The sequence below is a fragment of the Streptomyces sp. NPDC004629 genome, from assembly GCF_042873595.1.
Taxonomy (GTDB): Bacteria; Actinomycetota; Actinomycetes; order Streptomycetales; family Streptomycetaceae; genus Streptomyces.
The window spans coordinates 1-14,214 of the sequence record NZ_JBIALO010000032.1; the positions used below are offsets into that span (position 1 = coordinate 1).

Genomic DNA, 14,214 nt, shown 5'->3' on the forward strand with positions numbered 1-14,214 from the left:
GGTGTCGGTCAGCCGCAGGGCGCCCTCGTCGACCAGGGCCATCACCCCGAGCCCCACCACCGGCTTGGTGACCGAGGCGAGGTCCCACAGCTCGCCGCCGTCCAGGGTCTCGCCGCCCCAGCTCCTGGTGCCGGTCCAGCCGCGGTCCCGTGTGGCGGCGGCATCGCCGACGGACCATGCCGCGGCGGAGTAGACCCCGCGGTCCCGGCCGGCCGCGAGGAGTTCGCCCAGCGCACTCATGCCCGCCCTCCGTCCCGTCCGCCGTCCCGCTCCCCCGCGGCCGGGCCGACCACGCCCAGCGTCGGGGTCCGCCCGCCGAGGCCCGCGGAGACGGTGCGGGCGGCAGCGCGCACCATCGGGCCGTACAACTGCACGCTCTCGTGGTCGAGGGTGAACGTCAGCCCGGAGACGCCGATCGCGCCGACCACACGTCCCGCCCGGTCGAGTACGGGCGCGGCGACCGAGCGCACATCCGGTTCGTCGTAGCCGTCGTCGACCGCGTAGCCGCGCTCGGCGGCCTCCCGCAGGACCGCATGGACCGCCGCCGCGCCGGCGAGCGGATGCGCGGCCCACGCCTTCGGCGGCACGCCGTCGAGCACCTCGGCGCACTCGTCGTGGGGCAGCGCGGAGAGCATCGCGAGGCCGACGCCGCTGCGGTACAGGGGTGTGCGGCCGCCGGGCGGCAGGCCCATCCGGAACTCCGGGGGCGACTCGGAGTGTTCCAGGTGGACCGCGTCGTCCCCGTGCCGCACGGCGTAGTGGGTGAACTGGCCGGTGCGCCGGTGCAGTTCCGCCAGCACGGGACGGGCAAGGCTCAGGTTCCGGTCGTCGTGCAGTGCCGCGGCGGCCAGTCCGAGCAGCCGCGGTCCCACCTGGTAGGAGCCGCCTTCGACGGGCTGGGCGAAGCCGAACTCCGCCATGGTCCGCAGATGGCGGTGGACGGTCGGTTTCGACAGGCCCGTACGCCGTGCCAGATCGCCCAGCCGGTGCGGAGCACCGGGTTCGACGAGCGCTTCGAGCACCTCCATCGCCTTGTCGGTCGGGCCCTTCGCTCGGCCCTGCTCGGTGATGTGAGTGTTGACGGTCTTCGCCATGTCGCTTAGCTTAGCCCATCATTCCATCTGCCGGAACGGATGTGATGCTCAATGGAACGGCTTCGTCAAGCGCGGAGTGTGGACCGCATGCGCCCGGCCCGGCGCGACATCCTGCGGCTCGGCGGCCTGTTGATCCCGGCCCTCGCGGCTCCGGCGGTGCTCACCGGGTGCGGCACCAGCCCCGCGAGCAGCGCGGGGAACGTCCTTCGGGTGTCCCAGGCCGGTGATCCCAAGACCATGGATCCACACAAACAGGGCGACATGACCTCCATGAATGCCCTGATCAACGTGTTCGACACGCTCACCATGCGGGGCATGGACAACCTCCTGCAGCCGCGGCTCGCGCTGTCCTGGACGGCCCGCGGGGCGGCGACCTGGCGCTTCACGCTGCGCCCCGGCGTCACGTTCCACAACGGTGAGCCGTGTGACGCGGCGGCGGTCAAGTTCAGCATCGAGCGCGTTCTCGACCCCGCGACCAAGTCGCCGATCGTCGAACTCCGCTACGTCAAGGGCGTCTCCGTCGTCGATCCGCTCACCGTGGACGTGCACACGAGCGTGCACGACCCGATCCTGCCGGACAAGCTCTCGCTGTTCGGCGGCGTGATCGTCCCCCCGCGCCACCTGGCCTCCGTCGGGGACGCGGGGTTCGCCGAACACCCCGTCGGCACCGGGCCCTTCACCTTCGTCCGCTGGCGGCGCGACCACGAGCTGCGGATGCGTGCCTTCCCCGGCCACTGGCAGGGGCGCCCGCGCGTGGACGAGCTGGTGTTCAGCCCCCAGCCCAACCCCTCGTCCTCGCTCGCCGCGCTCCAGAGCGGCCAGGTCGACCTCGTGGCCGGCCTCACCCCTGACGCGGCACAGCAGTTGGAGGGCTACGGCGGCGTCAGACTGGACGGCTACACCGGCATCAGGACCTCCTACCTGTCGCTGAACACCCTGGAGAACGGGCCCCTGAAGGACCGCCGGGTGCGCCGGGCGCTCAACCACGCCGTGGACGTCCCGCTGCTGATCAAGGCGGTGCTCGGCGGCAAGGCGACCGAGGTGCCCGCGATGATCCCGCGCGGGGCGTTCGGCTTCGATCCCTCGGTCAAGCCGTTCACCCGCTCCGTGGACACCGCCCGGCGCCTGCTCGCCGAGGCCGGATACCCGCACGGCTTCTCGACCTCGCTGACCGCCTCCAACGTCGACTCCAACATCGCGGAGGCGATCTCCGGCCTGCTGTCCCGGGCCGGCGTGCACGCACGGGTCAAGCTCCTGGACCCCGGGACCTACGCCGACCGGCTCACCTCCGACGACCACGGTGCGCTGGGGCCGATGTACCTGGCTGCGAGCACCGTCTGGACGCTGGACGGGGAGAGCATGCTCCAGTCCAACGTCCGCAGCGACCGCCGCCAGAGCAGATGGCACAACAAGGACGCGGACCGCCTCATCGACATCGAGGAGCTGTCCGAGGACCCCGCGGAACGCAAACGCGCCTTCTCCGACCTCCAGCGGCTGATCCAGCGGGAGGCCCCGTTCGTCCCCCTCTACCAGATCGACAACATCTACGCCCGCAACAACCGCCCCCGCTGGAAGCCGGGGTCCGCCGGTGTGCTGGCCATGCAGAGTGCGGAGATCTCCCGATGAGCGACCTCACCCTCCTGCCGCCGCGCGCGGCGGGGACGAGCCGGCCGCGGCCGGGCGCCCGCGCCGGACTGCTGCGCGCCGTCCTGGTACGGATCGGCACCGCGCTGCTCGTGCTGCTGTGCACGGCGACCGTCTCCTTCTTCCTCGTCCGGCTGTCCGGCGACCCGGTCAAGCAGCTGCTCCCGCCGGACGCCACGGCCCAGCAGGAGTCCGTGCTGCGCGCCGGCCTCGGCCTCGACCGGCCCCTGATCACGCAATACCTCGACTTCCTCTGGGGCCTGCTCCACTTCGATTTCGGCAACTCCATCTCCTACAACGAGCCCGTCGGGCACGTGCTGGCCGAGCGGCTGCCGGCCACCCTGCAACTCGCCGCCGCGGCCCTGGTGGTGACGCTCGTCATCGCCCTGCCGGCCGGCATCGTGGCGGCCATGCGCCGCGGCCGCGCCTCGGACCGCGGCATCATGACCGGCGTCCTGCTCGGGCAGTCCACCCCGCCGTTCTGGGTGGGCATCCTGCTGATCCTGGTGTTCGCCGTGGGACTGCACGCCCTGCCCGCCTCCGGGTACGGCAGCTTCGCCAACCTCGTGCTGCCCGCCGTCACCCTGTCCGTCTACTCCGTCGCGGTCGTCGCCCGGCTGCTGCGCTCGTCGCTGATCGACGTGCTCTCGTCCGACCACATCCGCACCGCCCGCGCCAAGGGCTTCGGCCCGGTGAAGACGGTGCTCACGCACGGCCTTCGCAACGCGTCGCTGCCGGTGGTCACCGTGATCGGGCTGGAGGTCGGCAGCCTGCTGGGTGGCGCGATCCTCACCGAACGGGTCTTCTCCTGGCCCGGCGTCGGCCAGCTGACCATCGAAGCCATCTCCAACCGCGACTTCCCCCTGGTCCAGGCGGCCGTGCTGTTCTTCGCGGCCACGTTCGTCGTGGTCAACCTGCTGGTCGACCTCTCCTACAGCCTCCTCGACCCGAGGGTGAGGACCTCCCGATGACCCTGACCTCCCAGGCCGCGCCCACCGCGGGCCCCGCCGCCAGGGCGAAGCGCGGCCGGCGCCCCGCCGCGCTGGGCACCCTGCTGCGCAACAGACTCGCCGTGGTGGCACTCACCGTCCTGGCCCTCCTCCTGGTCGCCGCGGTGTTCGCCCCGCTGCTCGCGCCCGACGACCCGAACGCGCAGGATCTGCTGGCGCGGCTGAAGCCGCCCGCCTGGCAGCACGGCGGCAGTGCCGCCCACCTGCTGGGCACCGACCAGCTCGGCCGCGACATGTTCTCCCGGGTCGTCTACGGCACCCGTGTCTCGCTCCTGGTCGGCGCCGGCGCGGCACTGCTCGCCGGCGTGATCGGCACCGTGGTCGGCCTGGCCGCCGGCTACTTCGGCGGCTGGCCGGACCGGGTGCTGATGCGGCTGGCCGACGTCCAGCTGGCCTTCCCTTCGATCCTGCTGGCGCTGGCCATCGTCGGGTTCTTCGGCTCCGGCCTGTGGTACGTCATCCTCGTGCTGGGCATCACCGGCTGGGTGTCGTACGCCCGGGTGGTCCGCTCGGAGGTGATGTCGCTGCGCTCCCGCGACTTCGTCACCGAGGCACGGGCGATCGGCGTCACCGACGTGGCCATCATGCGCCGCCATCTGCTGCCCAATGTGATGGCGCCGCTGGCCACCATCGGGACGCTGCACGTCGCCGCCGCGATCGTCGCCGAGGCGTCCCTCAGCTACCTGGGGCTGGGCGTGCCCAAGGAGACCGTCACCTGGGGGTCGATGCTCGCCGACGGCCAGCTGTACCTCGGCACGTCGTGGTGGGTCGCGGTCTTCCCCGGCATCGCCCTGATGCTCACCTCGCTCGCCGTCAACATCACCGGCGACGCCCTGCGGGATGTTTCGGACCCGAAGGCGTACCGCCGATGACCACTGACAAACCGATGACCAACGACAGCAAGCCGACCGCCGAGCCGGTCCTGGAGATCGCCGACCTGAGCGTCGACTTCCGGCTGGACACCACCACCGTGCACGCCGTCCGCGGCGTGAACCTACGCCTCGCGCAGGGCGAGACGCTCGCCGTCGTCGGCGAGTCCGGAAGCGGCAAGACGGCCACCTCGCTGTCCGTGCTGCGGCTCAACCCGCAGCCCCCCTGCGTCTACACGGGCGGCCGGATCCTCTTCGACGGGCGTGACCTGCTCACCGTCTCCGAGAAGGACCTCGGCAGCATCAGAGGCCAGGACATCGCCATGGTCTTCCAGGACCCGATGACCAGCCTCGACCCCCTGCGCCGGGTCGGCACCCAGGTCGCCGAGGTGCTCCGCCACCACCAGGGCCTGTCCCGCGCGGCGGCCGGCGCGGCGGCCGTCGAGGCGCTGGACGAGGTCGGGATCCCCGACCCCGAACGCCGGTTCCGGCAGTACCCGCACGAGCTATCGGGCGGCCTGCGCCAGCGCGTGATGATCGCCGGCGCCCTGGTGGGCCGGCCCCGCGTGCTCATCGCCGACGAGCCGACCACCGCACTGGACGTCACCGTGCAGCGGCAGATCCTCGATCTGCTCGTCTCGCTGCAGAAGCGGCACGGCATGGCCGTCCTGCTGATCACCCACGACCTCGGCGTGGTCGCGGAGACCGCCGACCGGGTGGCCGTCATGCACCAGGGGCGCGTCGTGGAGACCGGCGACGTACTCGATGTCTTCCACCGCCCGTCCGACGACTACACGCGCCGGCTGCTGGCCGCCACCCCTCGACTGGAGCCGGCATGACGACCGAAGCCGCAACGGCACCCGAGACCCGCCGGCCCCTCCTGGAACTGGCAGGACTGCGCAAGGAGTTCGGCGGGCGGCACGCGAGCGTCGCGGTGGACGACGTGTCGCTGACGGTCGGCGAGGGCGAGACGCTCGCGCTGGTCGGCGAGTCGGGCTGCGGCAAGACCACGCTGACCCGGCTGCTGCTGCGGCTGGAGCAACCCACGGCCGGCAGCGTGCACTTCGACGGGCAGGACCTCGCCGCCCTCGCCCCGGCCGAACTGCGCCGCCTCCGCCGCCAGATCCAGGTCGTTCTGCAGGACCCGTACTCCAGCATGAACCCGCGTCTGAACATCGCCGGCATCGTGGCGGAGCCGCTGGTCACCCACGATCCCGAGGCCCGCGGGCGCAGCGGCCGGCGATACGTCCGGGAACGGGTCGGCGCGCTGCTGGAGTCCGTCGGCCTGGACGCGGGCATCCAGGACCGCTACCCGCACGAGTTCTCCGGCGGGCAGCGCCAGCGCATCTCCATCGCGCGCGCCCTGGCCGTCGAACCGCGGCTGATCGTGCTGGACGAGCCGACGAGCGCCCTGGACGTGTCGGTGCAGGCCCGCATTCTCGATCTGCTCGGCGAACTCCAGCAGCGGCGCGGGCTGACCTACTTCTTCGTCTCCCACAACCTCGCCGTCGTGCAGCAGGTGGCCGACCGCATCGCCGTGATGCGGCAGGGCCGGCTGGTCGAGGTCGGCGAGGCGGCGCAGGTGCTGCGCCGGCCCCGGCACCCGTACACCCGGCAACTGCTGGACGCGGTGCCGATACCCGATCCGCGCCGGGGCCGCCGGGCCCGCGCCACCGCGACCGCCACGGCCACCTCCACCGGCAGCGGTGTCGGCGAGGCGGGCGACGGCGGCCCGGCATCCGCGGGCGACGGGCGGTGACGGGAGACCAGCGGGGCCGCCGCGCGGCGCCGTGTCTGCTGCTCGTCCCGCCGGCCGGGTGCGGCGGCCGGACGGCGGCCGACCCGGCGCGGGCCGAGGTGCGGCGGGTGGCGTCGCCGCTACACCTGCGAGAGCACCATCCCGGCGCCGCCGAGCAGCGCCACGTCGTCGACGGCGGCCGTGCTCACCACGACCCGCGGCTTCTCCGCGACCGCCCACACCACGTCCGAACGCAGCCGCTTTTCGATCAGCCCGCGGAACCGCTCGCCGCCCTCACGCGCCTCGCCGTGCAGCACGAACAGGCCGGGCGCGAAGAGCTGCTGAATGTTCATCAGGCCCAGCACGACGTTCTCCGCGTACTCGGCCAGCACCTGCCGCGCGGCGTCGTCCTCGCGTGCCACCAGGGTGGCGAGCGACATCGCCTGGCCCAGGCCCGCGGCCAGCGCCCTGGCCTGCAGCCAGCGGGTGGTGGCGACGGTCTTCCAGCAGCCGCGGCCGCCGCAGGTGCAGCGCTCCCCGCTGGCCGAGACGGTCATATGGGCGCCGCTGCGGCCACCGGGCGGGGCGAGCACCCGGCCGGCGTAGAGGATGCCCACGCCCAGCACTTCCCCGGTCGAGACCGACGCGAACGTGCGCCGGCCCCGGCCGGGACCGAACCACCGGTCGCCGAGCACCTGGAGCCTGGCGTGGTGCTCCACCCTGACCGGCACCCCGGTCAGCGCCCGCAGTCGCTCCACCACCGGATAACCGCGCAGCGCCGGCACGTCGTTGACCTCGGTGATCAGCCCCGCGTCGGGGTCGACCAGCCCGGCCGCCGCCACGCCGATGCCCTGCGGCGGGCCGCCGGCGAACACCTGGGCGGCGCGGGCGAGCGCCGCGTCCAGGTCGGCGGGCAGCGCGGTGGCCGCGTCGTACCCGGTCTCGGTCCGCTCCAGCACCGCGCCGGACATGTCCAGGACCGCGGCCCTGATCCGGCCGGGCACCAGCTCGACCGCCCCCAGCCTGCGCTGAGCACGCGGTGCGACCGGTTGCGGTTCGGGCTCGGGCACCAGTCGCAAGGGGAAACGTTCATCGGTCATGGCCCGACTCTGCCACGACCGGCTTTCAGGAAGGTAGCGCTGTGATCCACCGGAAATTGGCCGAGTCGACCTGGCAGGAGGTGCGGGCGGCCGGGGCCCGGGGAATCGCGCTGCTCCCCATCGGGTCTCAGGAGCAGCACGCCGCCCATCTGCCGATGGGCACCGACACCCTGCTCGCGGAAGCGGTGCTCGACCGGGCCACTGCCCTGCTCGCGCAGGACGACGGCACCCCGGAGCTGGTGCGCCTGCCCGCACTGCCCTTCGGTCACAGCCCGCACCACCTGTTCGCGGCCGCGGTGTCGCTCGGTGCGGCCACCCTGGGGGCGGTCCTCGACGACGTACTGGACTCGCTGGCCACCTCCGGCTACCGCCGGGTCATGGTGGTCAACGGGCACGGCGGGAACGACGAGATCATGCGGCTGGCCGTCAAGCGGTTCGCGCTGCGCCGCGACGTGACCGCCGCGGCGTGTTCGTACTGGACGGTGACCTCCGGGGAGGACGACGCGGAGCGCCCCGAGGTCACACCGGGGCATGCCGGGTGGTTCGAGACGTCGCTGATGCTGGCGGCCCATCCGCACCTCGTCCGTACCCCCGTCCCGCCGCGCCCGCCGGTGGAGCCGCCGCCGCTGTTCGACAACCCGCCCTGTCCGGGACTGACCGTGGAGCGCCACGGCGAGTGGGCCAGGGTCGGCGGGGCGACCGACGACGCCTCGTCGGCCGACGCGGCGCGCGGCCACCGGCTGCTGGAGGCGCGGGCCGCCGGGCTGGCCCACGTGATCCGGGCGTTCGATGCGGCCACCCGCTGAGCCCCGGCCTGTGCCACCACGCAGCCCGACACCGCTGAGCCCGACACCGCCGGACCTGTCACCACCGAGCCCGACACCACCGGACCTGTCACCACCGAGCCCGGACGTCGCCCAGGGCGGCGGCCAGCACCCGGCCGCCATCGGCGACGCCCCACCGGACCTGTCACCACCGGGCACCACCGAGTTGGAGAGAAGAAGCATGAAGATCGTCGATGTCGATGTGTGGGTCGTCAACCTCCCGCTGGTCAACCCGTTCACCAGCTCTTTCGAGACGAAGACGGGAGAGACCCGCACGGTGGTCCGCATCCGCACCGACAGCGGCGTCGAGGGCTGGGGCGAGACGATGTGGGGCCGGCCGGTCGCCGCGATCGTCGAGTCGCTGGGCAAGGACCTGATCGGCACCAGCCCGTTCGCGCTGGAGAGCTTCCACCGCAGGCACCACATGGTGCCCTTCTTCCACGGCTACCTCGGCTACGCGGCGATCGCCGCCATCGACGTGGCGTGCTGGGACGCGATGGGCAAGGCGACCGGCCGGCCGGTGACCGACCTGCTGGGCGGCCGGGTGCGCGACGAGGTCCCGATCACGGCCCTCATCACCCGCGCGGACGCCCCCGGGGCGAGCGGCGCCACACTGGCCGGGGCACTCGCCGAGCATGCGGTGCGGGTGGTGGAGGAGGGCGGCTTCGACGCCGTCAAGCTCAAGGGCACCAGGGACGTCCGCGGGGACGTGGCCATTCTGCGGGCGCTGCGGGCAGCGCTTCCCGAGGTGAACCTGCGGGTCGACCCCAACGCGGCCTGGTCGGTGCCGGACTCGGTGCGTGCGGGCATCGCCCTGGAGGAGCTGGACCTGGAGTACCTGGAGGACCCCTGCTCGGGCATCGAGGGCATGAGCCAGGTGAAGGCGAAGGTACGGATCCCGCTGTGCACCAACATGTGCGTGGTGCGGTTCGAGGAGTTCGCTCCCGCGATGCGGCTGAACGCCGTCGACGTCATCCACGGTGACGTCTACAAGTGGGGCGGCATCGCGGCCACCAAGGCGCTCGCCGCGCACTGCGAGACCTTCGGGCTCGGCATGAACCTGCACAGCGGCGGTGAGTTGGGCATCGCGACCGCGGCGCACCTCGCGGTCGTCGCCAGCACGCCGGTGCTCTCGCGCGCCATCGACAGCATGTACTACCTGCACGCCGACGACATCATCGAGCCGCTGCACCTGGAGAACGGGCGGCTACGGACACCGGAAGGACCCGGCCTCGGCGTCACCGTGGACGAGGACAAGCTGCGGCGCTTCGCCGCGGTCAACGAGCGCGAAGGAGATCTGACGCGATGAGCGGGCACGGAAAGCAGGCGGTGCGCACCGAGGACGCGCCGCGCCCCGCGGGGGCGTACAGCCAGGGCGTGGTGGCAGCGGGGCTGCTCTTCACGGCCGGGTTCGGCCCGCAGGACCCGAGAACGGGTGCGGTGCCCGACACGGTGGAGGAGCAGACGGCGCAGGTCCTGCGCAACGTGCGGGCGGTACTCGCGGCGCACGGGCTCACTACAGACGACGTGGTCAAGGTGACGGTGCATCTCCAGCACCTGCACCGTGACTTCGCGGCCTACGACGCGGTCTACCGGAAGTTCTTCACCGAACCGTACCCGGTGCGCACCACGGTCGGGTCGGACCTGATGGACATCCTCGTGGAGATCGACGTCGTTGCCGCGCTCCCCCGCTGAGGCTGTGGCCGCCTGCATGGGCGGCTGATGCCCGGCTGCGGTCACCGTCTCGTCGCCGCTCGACTCGTCCCGCGGCGACGGACGGTGGCCGTAAGCCGGGGCCGGGTCACCCGGGCCGTGAGTCCGGGCCGGGTCGCCCCGCACCCTTCATCCGGGAAAGGCCACCGTGCCGGGCCCCCAGCAGACCGGATGCAGGTGATCTGCTGCCAACCGACCGACGAGAACACGGCGCACCACGACGTCTCCCTTCAACACACCGCCGGCGGAGATGTCCATCGCCGGTCGTCGCGTCTCATCGGGGCGCGCGTGTTGAAGTGGGTTCCTGCATCGCTGAGGCCGCGTTTGTTAGACCGGCCGTTCGAGGATCATGTCCTGGTCCGTGGCCGTCGTCCGCCCGACATCGTAGGTAGAGGGACGTGGTGTTCTTGTTCGCGAGGCCGCCGAGCGCACCCAACGCCCAGAACCGGATGGTGAGGTCGGCGTCGTCGGACTCGGTGAGACGGATCCGGAACTGGGTGTCCTGGGCCGGTGCTCCGGTGAGTTCAGTGTCCGGGGCGTCGATCTCGACCCCGGGGACGATGGACCATCGCATCTGAAGAGGCCGGTCACATACCCCTCGTTGACGATCGCGACCGGGATGGTCGCCCAATGCCCCGGGCGCAGCGCGTCGACACCGAGGCAGGTGCGGTCGACGTTCACACGTGCTTCGGGGTTGATGGTGACGAGGAACACCGCGTTCGTCGTGCAAGGCGCGCAGCAGGTGCAGCCGGGTTCGCAAGTGCATCACTCGACCTCGCTCTCGTCGCGGCGGGTGGCATACACGGCCTTGGCGTGGTCGTACGCGGCGCGCGCCTCGTCCCGCTCGGCCGCCCTGATGAAGCCGTTCTTGACCTCCCACAGCTTGTCGACGCAGTCGTGAAGCCACTGGGCGCTGCGCCGGGAGGCACGAACGGGCCTGTCGCCGACCTCGACGAAGACCGGTTGTGTGTGCATGCTCGGCAGCACACGCAGCGCGATCCATGACGAACGTTCCAGTTCGATGTCGAAGGCGACATCCTGCTCCGTGCCGTCGGCGACGAGGTCAGTCGACGCGACCGGCTAGGCTTCCCGGGGCACACACCGCAACCAGGTCCGCTGAACAAGAGTCGGTGCGCGGCCATGGCCTGCCGGTCGCTTCAACCGCGCTGCCAGTGAAACAACGCGCCGCTTGTGGGCACGGAGAAGACTGGCGTCGGCTCTTGGAACTATTCACATGGCTTCTTCGCCTCGCCTCGCAAAGACTGGGCGCATCCCTGTAGGGACGACTCGGATCCCGTGAGAAGGTGTCGAAAATTGAGTGAGGCAGTCGAGGTTCGCTTCGGCCTGGAGCTGGGCAGTGCGTGGAACTTGCTCACGGAGCAGGGGCGATCTCTTCACGATTGCTACCGGCGTAGTCTCCGTCAGACGCAGGTAGCAGAGCGCGTCGGCTTCGACGCGATCTTCACGGGCCACTACTACGCCCGCTACCCGGTCCCGATCCTCCAGCCCTGGCCGCTGCTCGGCAACCTGGCGTCCTTCGCGGGCGATATGCAGTTGGGCACCGGAATCCTGCTGCTTCCCCTGCTTCACCCGATGGATGTGGCTGAGGAAGCGGCCACGGTGGACGTGCTCAGCGAGGGACGTTTCATTCTCGGTGTGGGGGCAGCCTACGGCGAGGAGCTGGACCACTTCGGGATCGAGAAGAAGACTCGCGGACGACGTGTCGAGGAGATGATCGAGATCATCCGCGCGATGTGGCGCGGTGATCGCTTCGATTTCTCGGGCGACTTCTTCGAACTCAAGGGCGTCGAGCCGACCTTGCTGCCCCACTCGCAGGCCGGTCCTGAGATCTGGCTGGCCGCGAACGCAGATGCGGCAGTGCGGCGGGCCGCCCGGATCGCGGACACCTGCTTCTTCAGTCCACACGCGAACCTCACCACGCTGGGTCGTCAGCAGGATCTCTTCCTTGAGCACTATGGTGCGGCTGAGCGCGGGCCCAGGCCCACCTGGTTGCCGCTGATGCGCGAGGCTTTCGTCGCCGAGACCACCGCTGAGGCCAAGCGCCTCGTGCGCCCCTATGTGGAGCGGCAGTATCACGAGTTGTACATCAGTCACGGTCAGGACAAGGTGATGCCTGCCGATGACGACCGTTTCGACCTGCCGATCGACGAGCTGGCGCACGAGCGCTTCATCATCGGCGACCCTGAGACGGCAGTCCAGGAGATCATGAAGTACGTCGAGCGTGGTTTCAACTACCTGGTCCTTCAGGTGCCTTGGTGCGAGGTCGACGACGCGGCGAACGAGCGCGCGATCGAGCTTCTCGGAACCGAGGTGTTCCCGCGCGTGCGGGAGCTGTGCGGAGCCCGCGGAGCGCGTATCGCCGAGTGAGCTGCTTCCAACTTGGTTGAGCGGCGCTTTCGTTGTCCTGTGCTCCATCATGCGCGGGCTGCTGAGCGAGGTGCCGCGCAAGAAGGTGGCAGCGGGCCGAGTTCGCGGGCCTTCCCAACTCCGGACGACCGCAGGGCTTGTGCCTGGCTGGGGAGAACACCGGGTGCGCTATGTGCTCGCGGTGCCCAAGAACGGGGTAGTTCCACTGCCGGGCGGACGCACCCGCCAGGCCCGCGAGCTGTACGCGATGGAGGGGACGGTGCCCTCAGGCGTCCGTCCCCTCCAGGCGGTTTCCCTCCCGTGGAGGCGTTCGAGCGCCGCTCGTGCGCCGAGGGTGCCAAGGGCCCCGAACTCGTCCACGGAATGGCCTACTTCCTGTGCCCACACGGCCCCGGCTCTGACCATGGCCGCACCGTCCACCGCTGCCGGGCAGCGGTGGACGGTGCGGCGTCAGCGCCGCCCGACGGACGCCACCGTCTACGCTCAGGATCAGAGCCGGCCAAACACGTATGGGACGTCGCCGCCCGCGCCACTGACCTCCTGCCGAGTCGGCAGCCTGCCCCGGCCTCGTATCCTCGGCTCTCGTGCCGGACAGGGCGGACCATGCCACGGAGCCTGTCCGGCACTCCTCAGGGAAGGCCCCGGTGTCAGCGCCGAGCCGCGAGGACGCTGTCGGCCACCATCATCATCAGGACATCGTTCGTGCCCTCGGCGATCGGCATGAGGGCCGCGTCGCGGTAGTACCGTTCGACGGGGAACTCGGTGGTGAACCCGTAGCCGCCGAGGATGCGCATGGCGTCGTACGACGCGTTGAGACAGGTCTCGGCCGCATGTGCCTTGGCCATGGCAGACTCCACGGTCGCCCGGCCCTCCCCCTGGGTCTTCACGGCGGCATTGATCATCAGCAGCCGGGATGCCTCGATCTCGACCGCCATCTTCGCGAGCCTCAGCTTGACCGCCTGGTAGTCGCCGAGCGGGTGCCCGAAGGTTTCTCGCTCGGTGGCGTACTTGGTGGCGGCCTCCAGGCTCGCGCGGGCGATGCCGACCGCGGCGCCGGCCATATAGATCCGGCCGCGGTCCAGGGCGGACATCATCTGGTAGAAGCCCTGGCCCTCGACGTCGCCGAGCAACTGTCCGACGGGGAGCCTCGCGTCGTCGAAGACGAGCTCGCACAGATCGAGTCCGCGGTGGCCCAGCTTCTTGATGTCCCGGCTGATGGTGTAGCCGGACATGTGGCGCTCGACCAGCACCAGGCTCATGCCGCGGTGGGCCGGCTGGGCGTTCACATCGGTGCGCACCAGCATCACCAGGGGGGCCGCGTGCCGGGCCTGGGTGATCATCGTCTTGGTGCCGTTGAGGACGTAATGGTCGCCGTCGCGCACCGCGGTGAGCCTGATGTTCTTCAGGTCTGTGCCGACGGAGGGCTCGGTCATGGCGATACCGCTGGTCCGCTTGCCCGCGGCCAGTTCCGGCAGGTACTTCTGTTTCTGCTCCTCGGTGCCGTACTTACCGATGAGCCAGGCACCGCTTGCCGAGCTGCCGACGACGCTGGCGAGGCCCATCCAGCCCCGGGCCAGTTCCTCGAAGACAAGGCCGTAGCTGACGTAGTCGACGTCCGAACCACCGAACTTCTCCGGGACCGACATGCCCATGAGGCCGAGCTTTGCCATCTCGGGCAGAAGGTCGGCGGGGTATTCGTCCCGTGCCTCGCGCTCCATCGCGGTGGGGATCACACGCTCGTCCACGAATTGGCGCACCACCGCACGCAGCGCCTCGTGCTCCTCGGTGACGCCGAGGACCGTACGACGGTTGGACATGATTGCTCCGATCAGAC

Annotated in this window: 14 protein-coding genes; 9 read left to right on the plus strand and 5 right to left on the minus strand. The window is 71.0% G+C overall.

The window, feature by feature from the left end; all coding sequences use genetic code 11:
- The coding region (locus tag ACFYTE_RS34510) for a serine hydrolase (RefSeq protein ID WP_388719145.1) at positions 1-240 on the minus strand (240 nt) is incomplete at its 3' end.
- Positions 237-1,094: an IclR family transcriptional regulator gene (locus tag ACFYTE_RS34515; RefSeq protein WP_388719147.1), complete on the minus strand. Its 858-nt coding sequence runs from the start codon at positions 1,092-1,094 to the stop codon at positions 237-239. The genes ACFYTE_RS34515 and ACFYTE_RS34510, both read right to left, overlap by 4 nt.
- 87 nt (positions 1,095-1,181) lie before the next feature.
- On the opposite strand from ACFYTE_RS34515, the gene ACFYTE_RS34520 reads away from it, so the two are divergent.
- The 5 genes from ACFYTE_RS34520 to ACFYTE_RS34540 are packed head-to-tail and all read left to right on the plus strand — an operon-like array spanning position 1,182 to position 6,376.
- Positions 1,182-2,720, plus strand: coding sequence for an ABC transporter substrate-binding protein (locus ACFYTE_RS34520; protein ID WP_388719149.1), 1,539 nt, complete (start codon positions 1,182-1,184; stop codon positions 2,718-2,720).
- A complete protein-coding gene (locus ACFYTE_RS34525; protein ID WP_388719151.1) occupies positions 2,717-3,709 on the plus strand; it encodes an ABC transporter permease in 993 nt (330 codons plus the stop codon). Before ACFYTE_RS34520 ends, ACFYTE_RS34525 begins: the two co-directional genes overlap by 4 nt.
- Positions 3,706-4,620 carry an ABC transporter permease gene (locus tag ACFYTE_RS34530; protein WP_388719153.1) on the plus strand — a complete coding sequence of 305 codons (915 nt, stop codon included), beginning with the start codon at positions 3,706-3,708 and terminating at the stop codon, positions 4,618-4,620. The genes ACFYTE_RS34525 and ACFYTE_RS34530 overlap by 4 nt, the downstream gene beginning before the upstream one ends.
- Positions 4,617-5,456: an ATP-binding cassette domain-containing protein gene (locus tag ACFYTE_RS34535; protein ID WP_388719155.1), complete on the plus strand. Its 840-nt coding sequence runs from the start codon at positions 4,617-4,619 to the stop codon at positions 5,454-5,456. Before ACFYTE_RS34530 ends, ACFYTE_RS34535 begins: the two co-directional genes overlap by 4 nt.
- Entirely contained in the window at positions 5,453-6,376 is a 924-nt protein-coding gene (locus ACFYTE_RS34540) for an ATP-binding cassette domain-containing protein (RefSeq protein WP_388719157.1), read from the plus strand. Before ACFYTE_RS34535 ends, ACFYTE_RS34540 begins: the two co-directional genes overlap by 4 nt.
- Positions 6,377-6,495: 119 nt before the next feature.
- On the opposite strand, the gene ACFYTE_RS34545 is transcribed toward ACFYTE_RS34540, so the two are convergent.
- Positions 6,496-7,455 (minus strand): ROK family protein, encoded by a 960-nt coding sequence (locus ACFYTE_RS34545; RefSeq protein ID WP_388719159.1) that lies wholly within the window; start codon positions 7,453-7,455, stop codon positions 6,496-6,498.
- Between the two features lie 41 nt (positions 7,456-7,496).
- Between ACFYTE_RS34545 and ACFYTE_RS34550 the strand changes: the two genes are divergently transcribed.
- The 3 genes from ACFYTE_RS34550 (at position 7,497) to ACFYTE_RS34560 (ending at position 9,974) form a co-directional block, all read left to right on the plus strand.
- Positions 7,497-8,261 (plus strand): creatininase family protein, encoded by a 765-nt coding sequence (locus tag ACFYTE_RS34550; protein ID WP_388719161.1) that lies wholly within the window; start codon positions 7,497-7,499, stop codon positions 8,259-8,261.
- A gap of 199 nt (positions 8,262-8,460) precedes the next feature.
- A complete protein-coding gene (locus ACFYTE_RS34555; RefSeq protein WP_388719163.1) occupies positions 8,461-9,588 on the plus strand; it encodes a mandelate racemase/muconate lactonizing enzyme family protein in 1,128 nt (375 codons plus the stop codon).
- Entirely contained in the window at positions 9,585-9,974 is a 390-nt protein-coding gene (locus ACFYTE_RS34560; RefSeq protein ID WP_388719165.1) for a RidA family protein, read from the plus strand. The genes ACFYTE_RS34555 and ACFYTE_RS34560 overlap by 4 nt, the downstream gene beginning before the upstream one ends.
- Before the next feature lie 783 nt (positions 9,975-10,757).
- On the opposite strand, the gene ACFYTE_RS34565 is transcribed toward ACFYTE_RS34560, so the two are convergent.
- The gene (locus ACFYTE_RS34565) at positions 10,758-10,967 is read right to left on the minus strand and encodes a hypothetical protein (RefSeq protein ID WP_388719167.1); all 210 of its coding nucleotides are present in this window, start codon (positions 10,965-10,967) and stop codon (positions 10,758-10,760) included.
- A gap of 339 nt (positions 10,968-11,306) precedes the next feature.
- Between ACFYTE_RS34565 and ACFYTE_RS34570 the strand changes: the two genes are divergently transcribed.
- Complete coding sequence (locus tag ACFYTE_RS34570; protein ID WP_388719169.1) at positions 11,307-12,380, plus strand: LLM class flavin-dependent oxidoreductase; 1,074 nt, start codon at positions 11,307-11,309, stop codon at positions 12,378-12,380.
- A gap of 647 nt (positions 12,381-13,027) precedes the next feature.
- Here the strand turns inward: ACFYTE_RS34570 and ACFYTE_RS34575 are convergent.
- A complete protein-coding gene (locus tag ACFYTE_RS34575; protein WP_388719171.1) occupies positions 13,028-14,197 on the minus strand; it encodes an acyl-CoA dehydrogenase family protein in 1,170 nt (389 codons plus the stop codon).
- Between the last annotated feature and the right edge of the window lie 17 nt (positions 14,198-14,214).

Excerpts from the sequence above, each read along its gene's own strand:
- ACFYTE_RS34515 (WP_388719147.1), bottom strand. The coding sequence starts at position 1,094 with ATGGCGAAGACCGTCAACACTCACATCACCGAGCAGGGCCGAGCGAAG.
- ACFYTE_RS34520 (WP_388719149.1), top strand. The coding sequence starts at position 1,182 with ATGCGCCCGGCCCGGCGCGACATCCTGCGGCTCGGCGGCCTGTTGATC.
- ACFYTE_RS34525 (WP_388719151.1), top strand. The coding sequence starts at position 2,717 with ATGAGCGACCTCACCCTCCTGCCGCCGCGCGCGGCGGGGACGAGCCGG.
- ACFYTE_RS34530 (WP_388719153.1), top strand. The coding sequence starts at position 3,706 with ATGACCCTGACCTCCCAGGCCGCGCCCACCGCGGGCCCCGCCGCCAGG.
- ACFYTE_RS34535 (WP_388719155.1), top strand. The coding sequence starts at position 4,617 with ATGACCACTGACAAACCGATGACCAACGACAGCAAGCCGACCGCCGAG.
- ACFYTE_RS34540 (WP_388719157.1), top strand. The coding sequence starts at position 5,453 with ATGACGACCGAAGCCGCAACGGCACCCGAGACCCGCCGGCCCCTCCTG.
- ACFYTE_RS34545 (WP_388719159.1), bottom strand. The coding sequence starts at position 7,455 with ATGACCGATGAACGTTTCCCCTTGCGACTGGTGCCCGAGCCCGAACCG.
- ACFYTE_RS34555 (WP_388719163.1), top strand. The coding sequence starts at position 8,461 with ATGAAGATCGTCGATGTCGATGTGTGGGTCGTCAACCTCCCGCTGGTC.
- ACFYTE_RS34560 (WP_388719165.1), top strand. The coding sequence starts at position 9,585 with ATGAGCGGGCACGGAAAGCAGGCGGTGCGCACCGAGGACGCGCCGCGC.
- ACFYTE_RS34565 (WP_388719167.1), bottom strand. The coding sequence starts at position 10,967 with ATGCACACACAACCGGTCTTCGTCGAGGTCGGCGACAGGCCCGTTCGT.
- ACFYTE_RS34575 (WP_388719171.1), bottom strand. The coding sequence starts at position 14,197 with ATGTCCAACCGTCGTACGGTCCTCGGCGTCACCGAGGAGCACGAGGCG.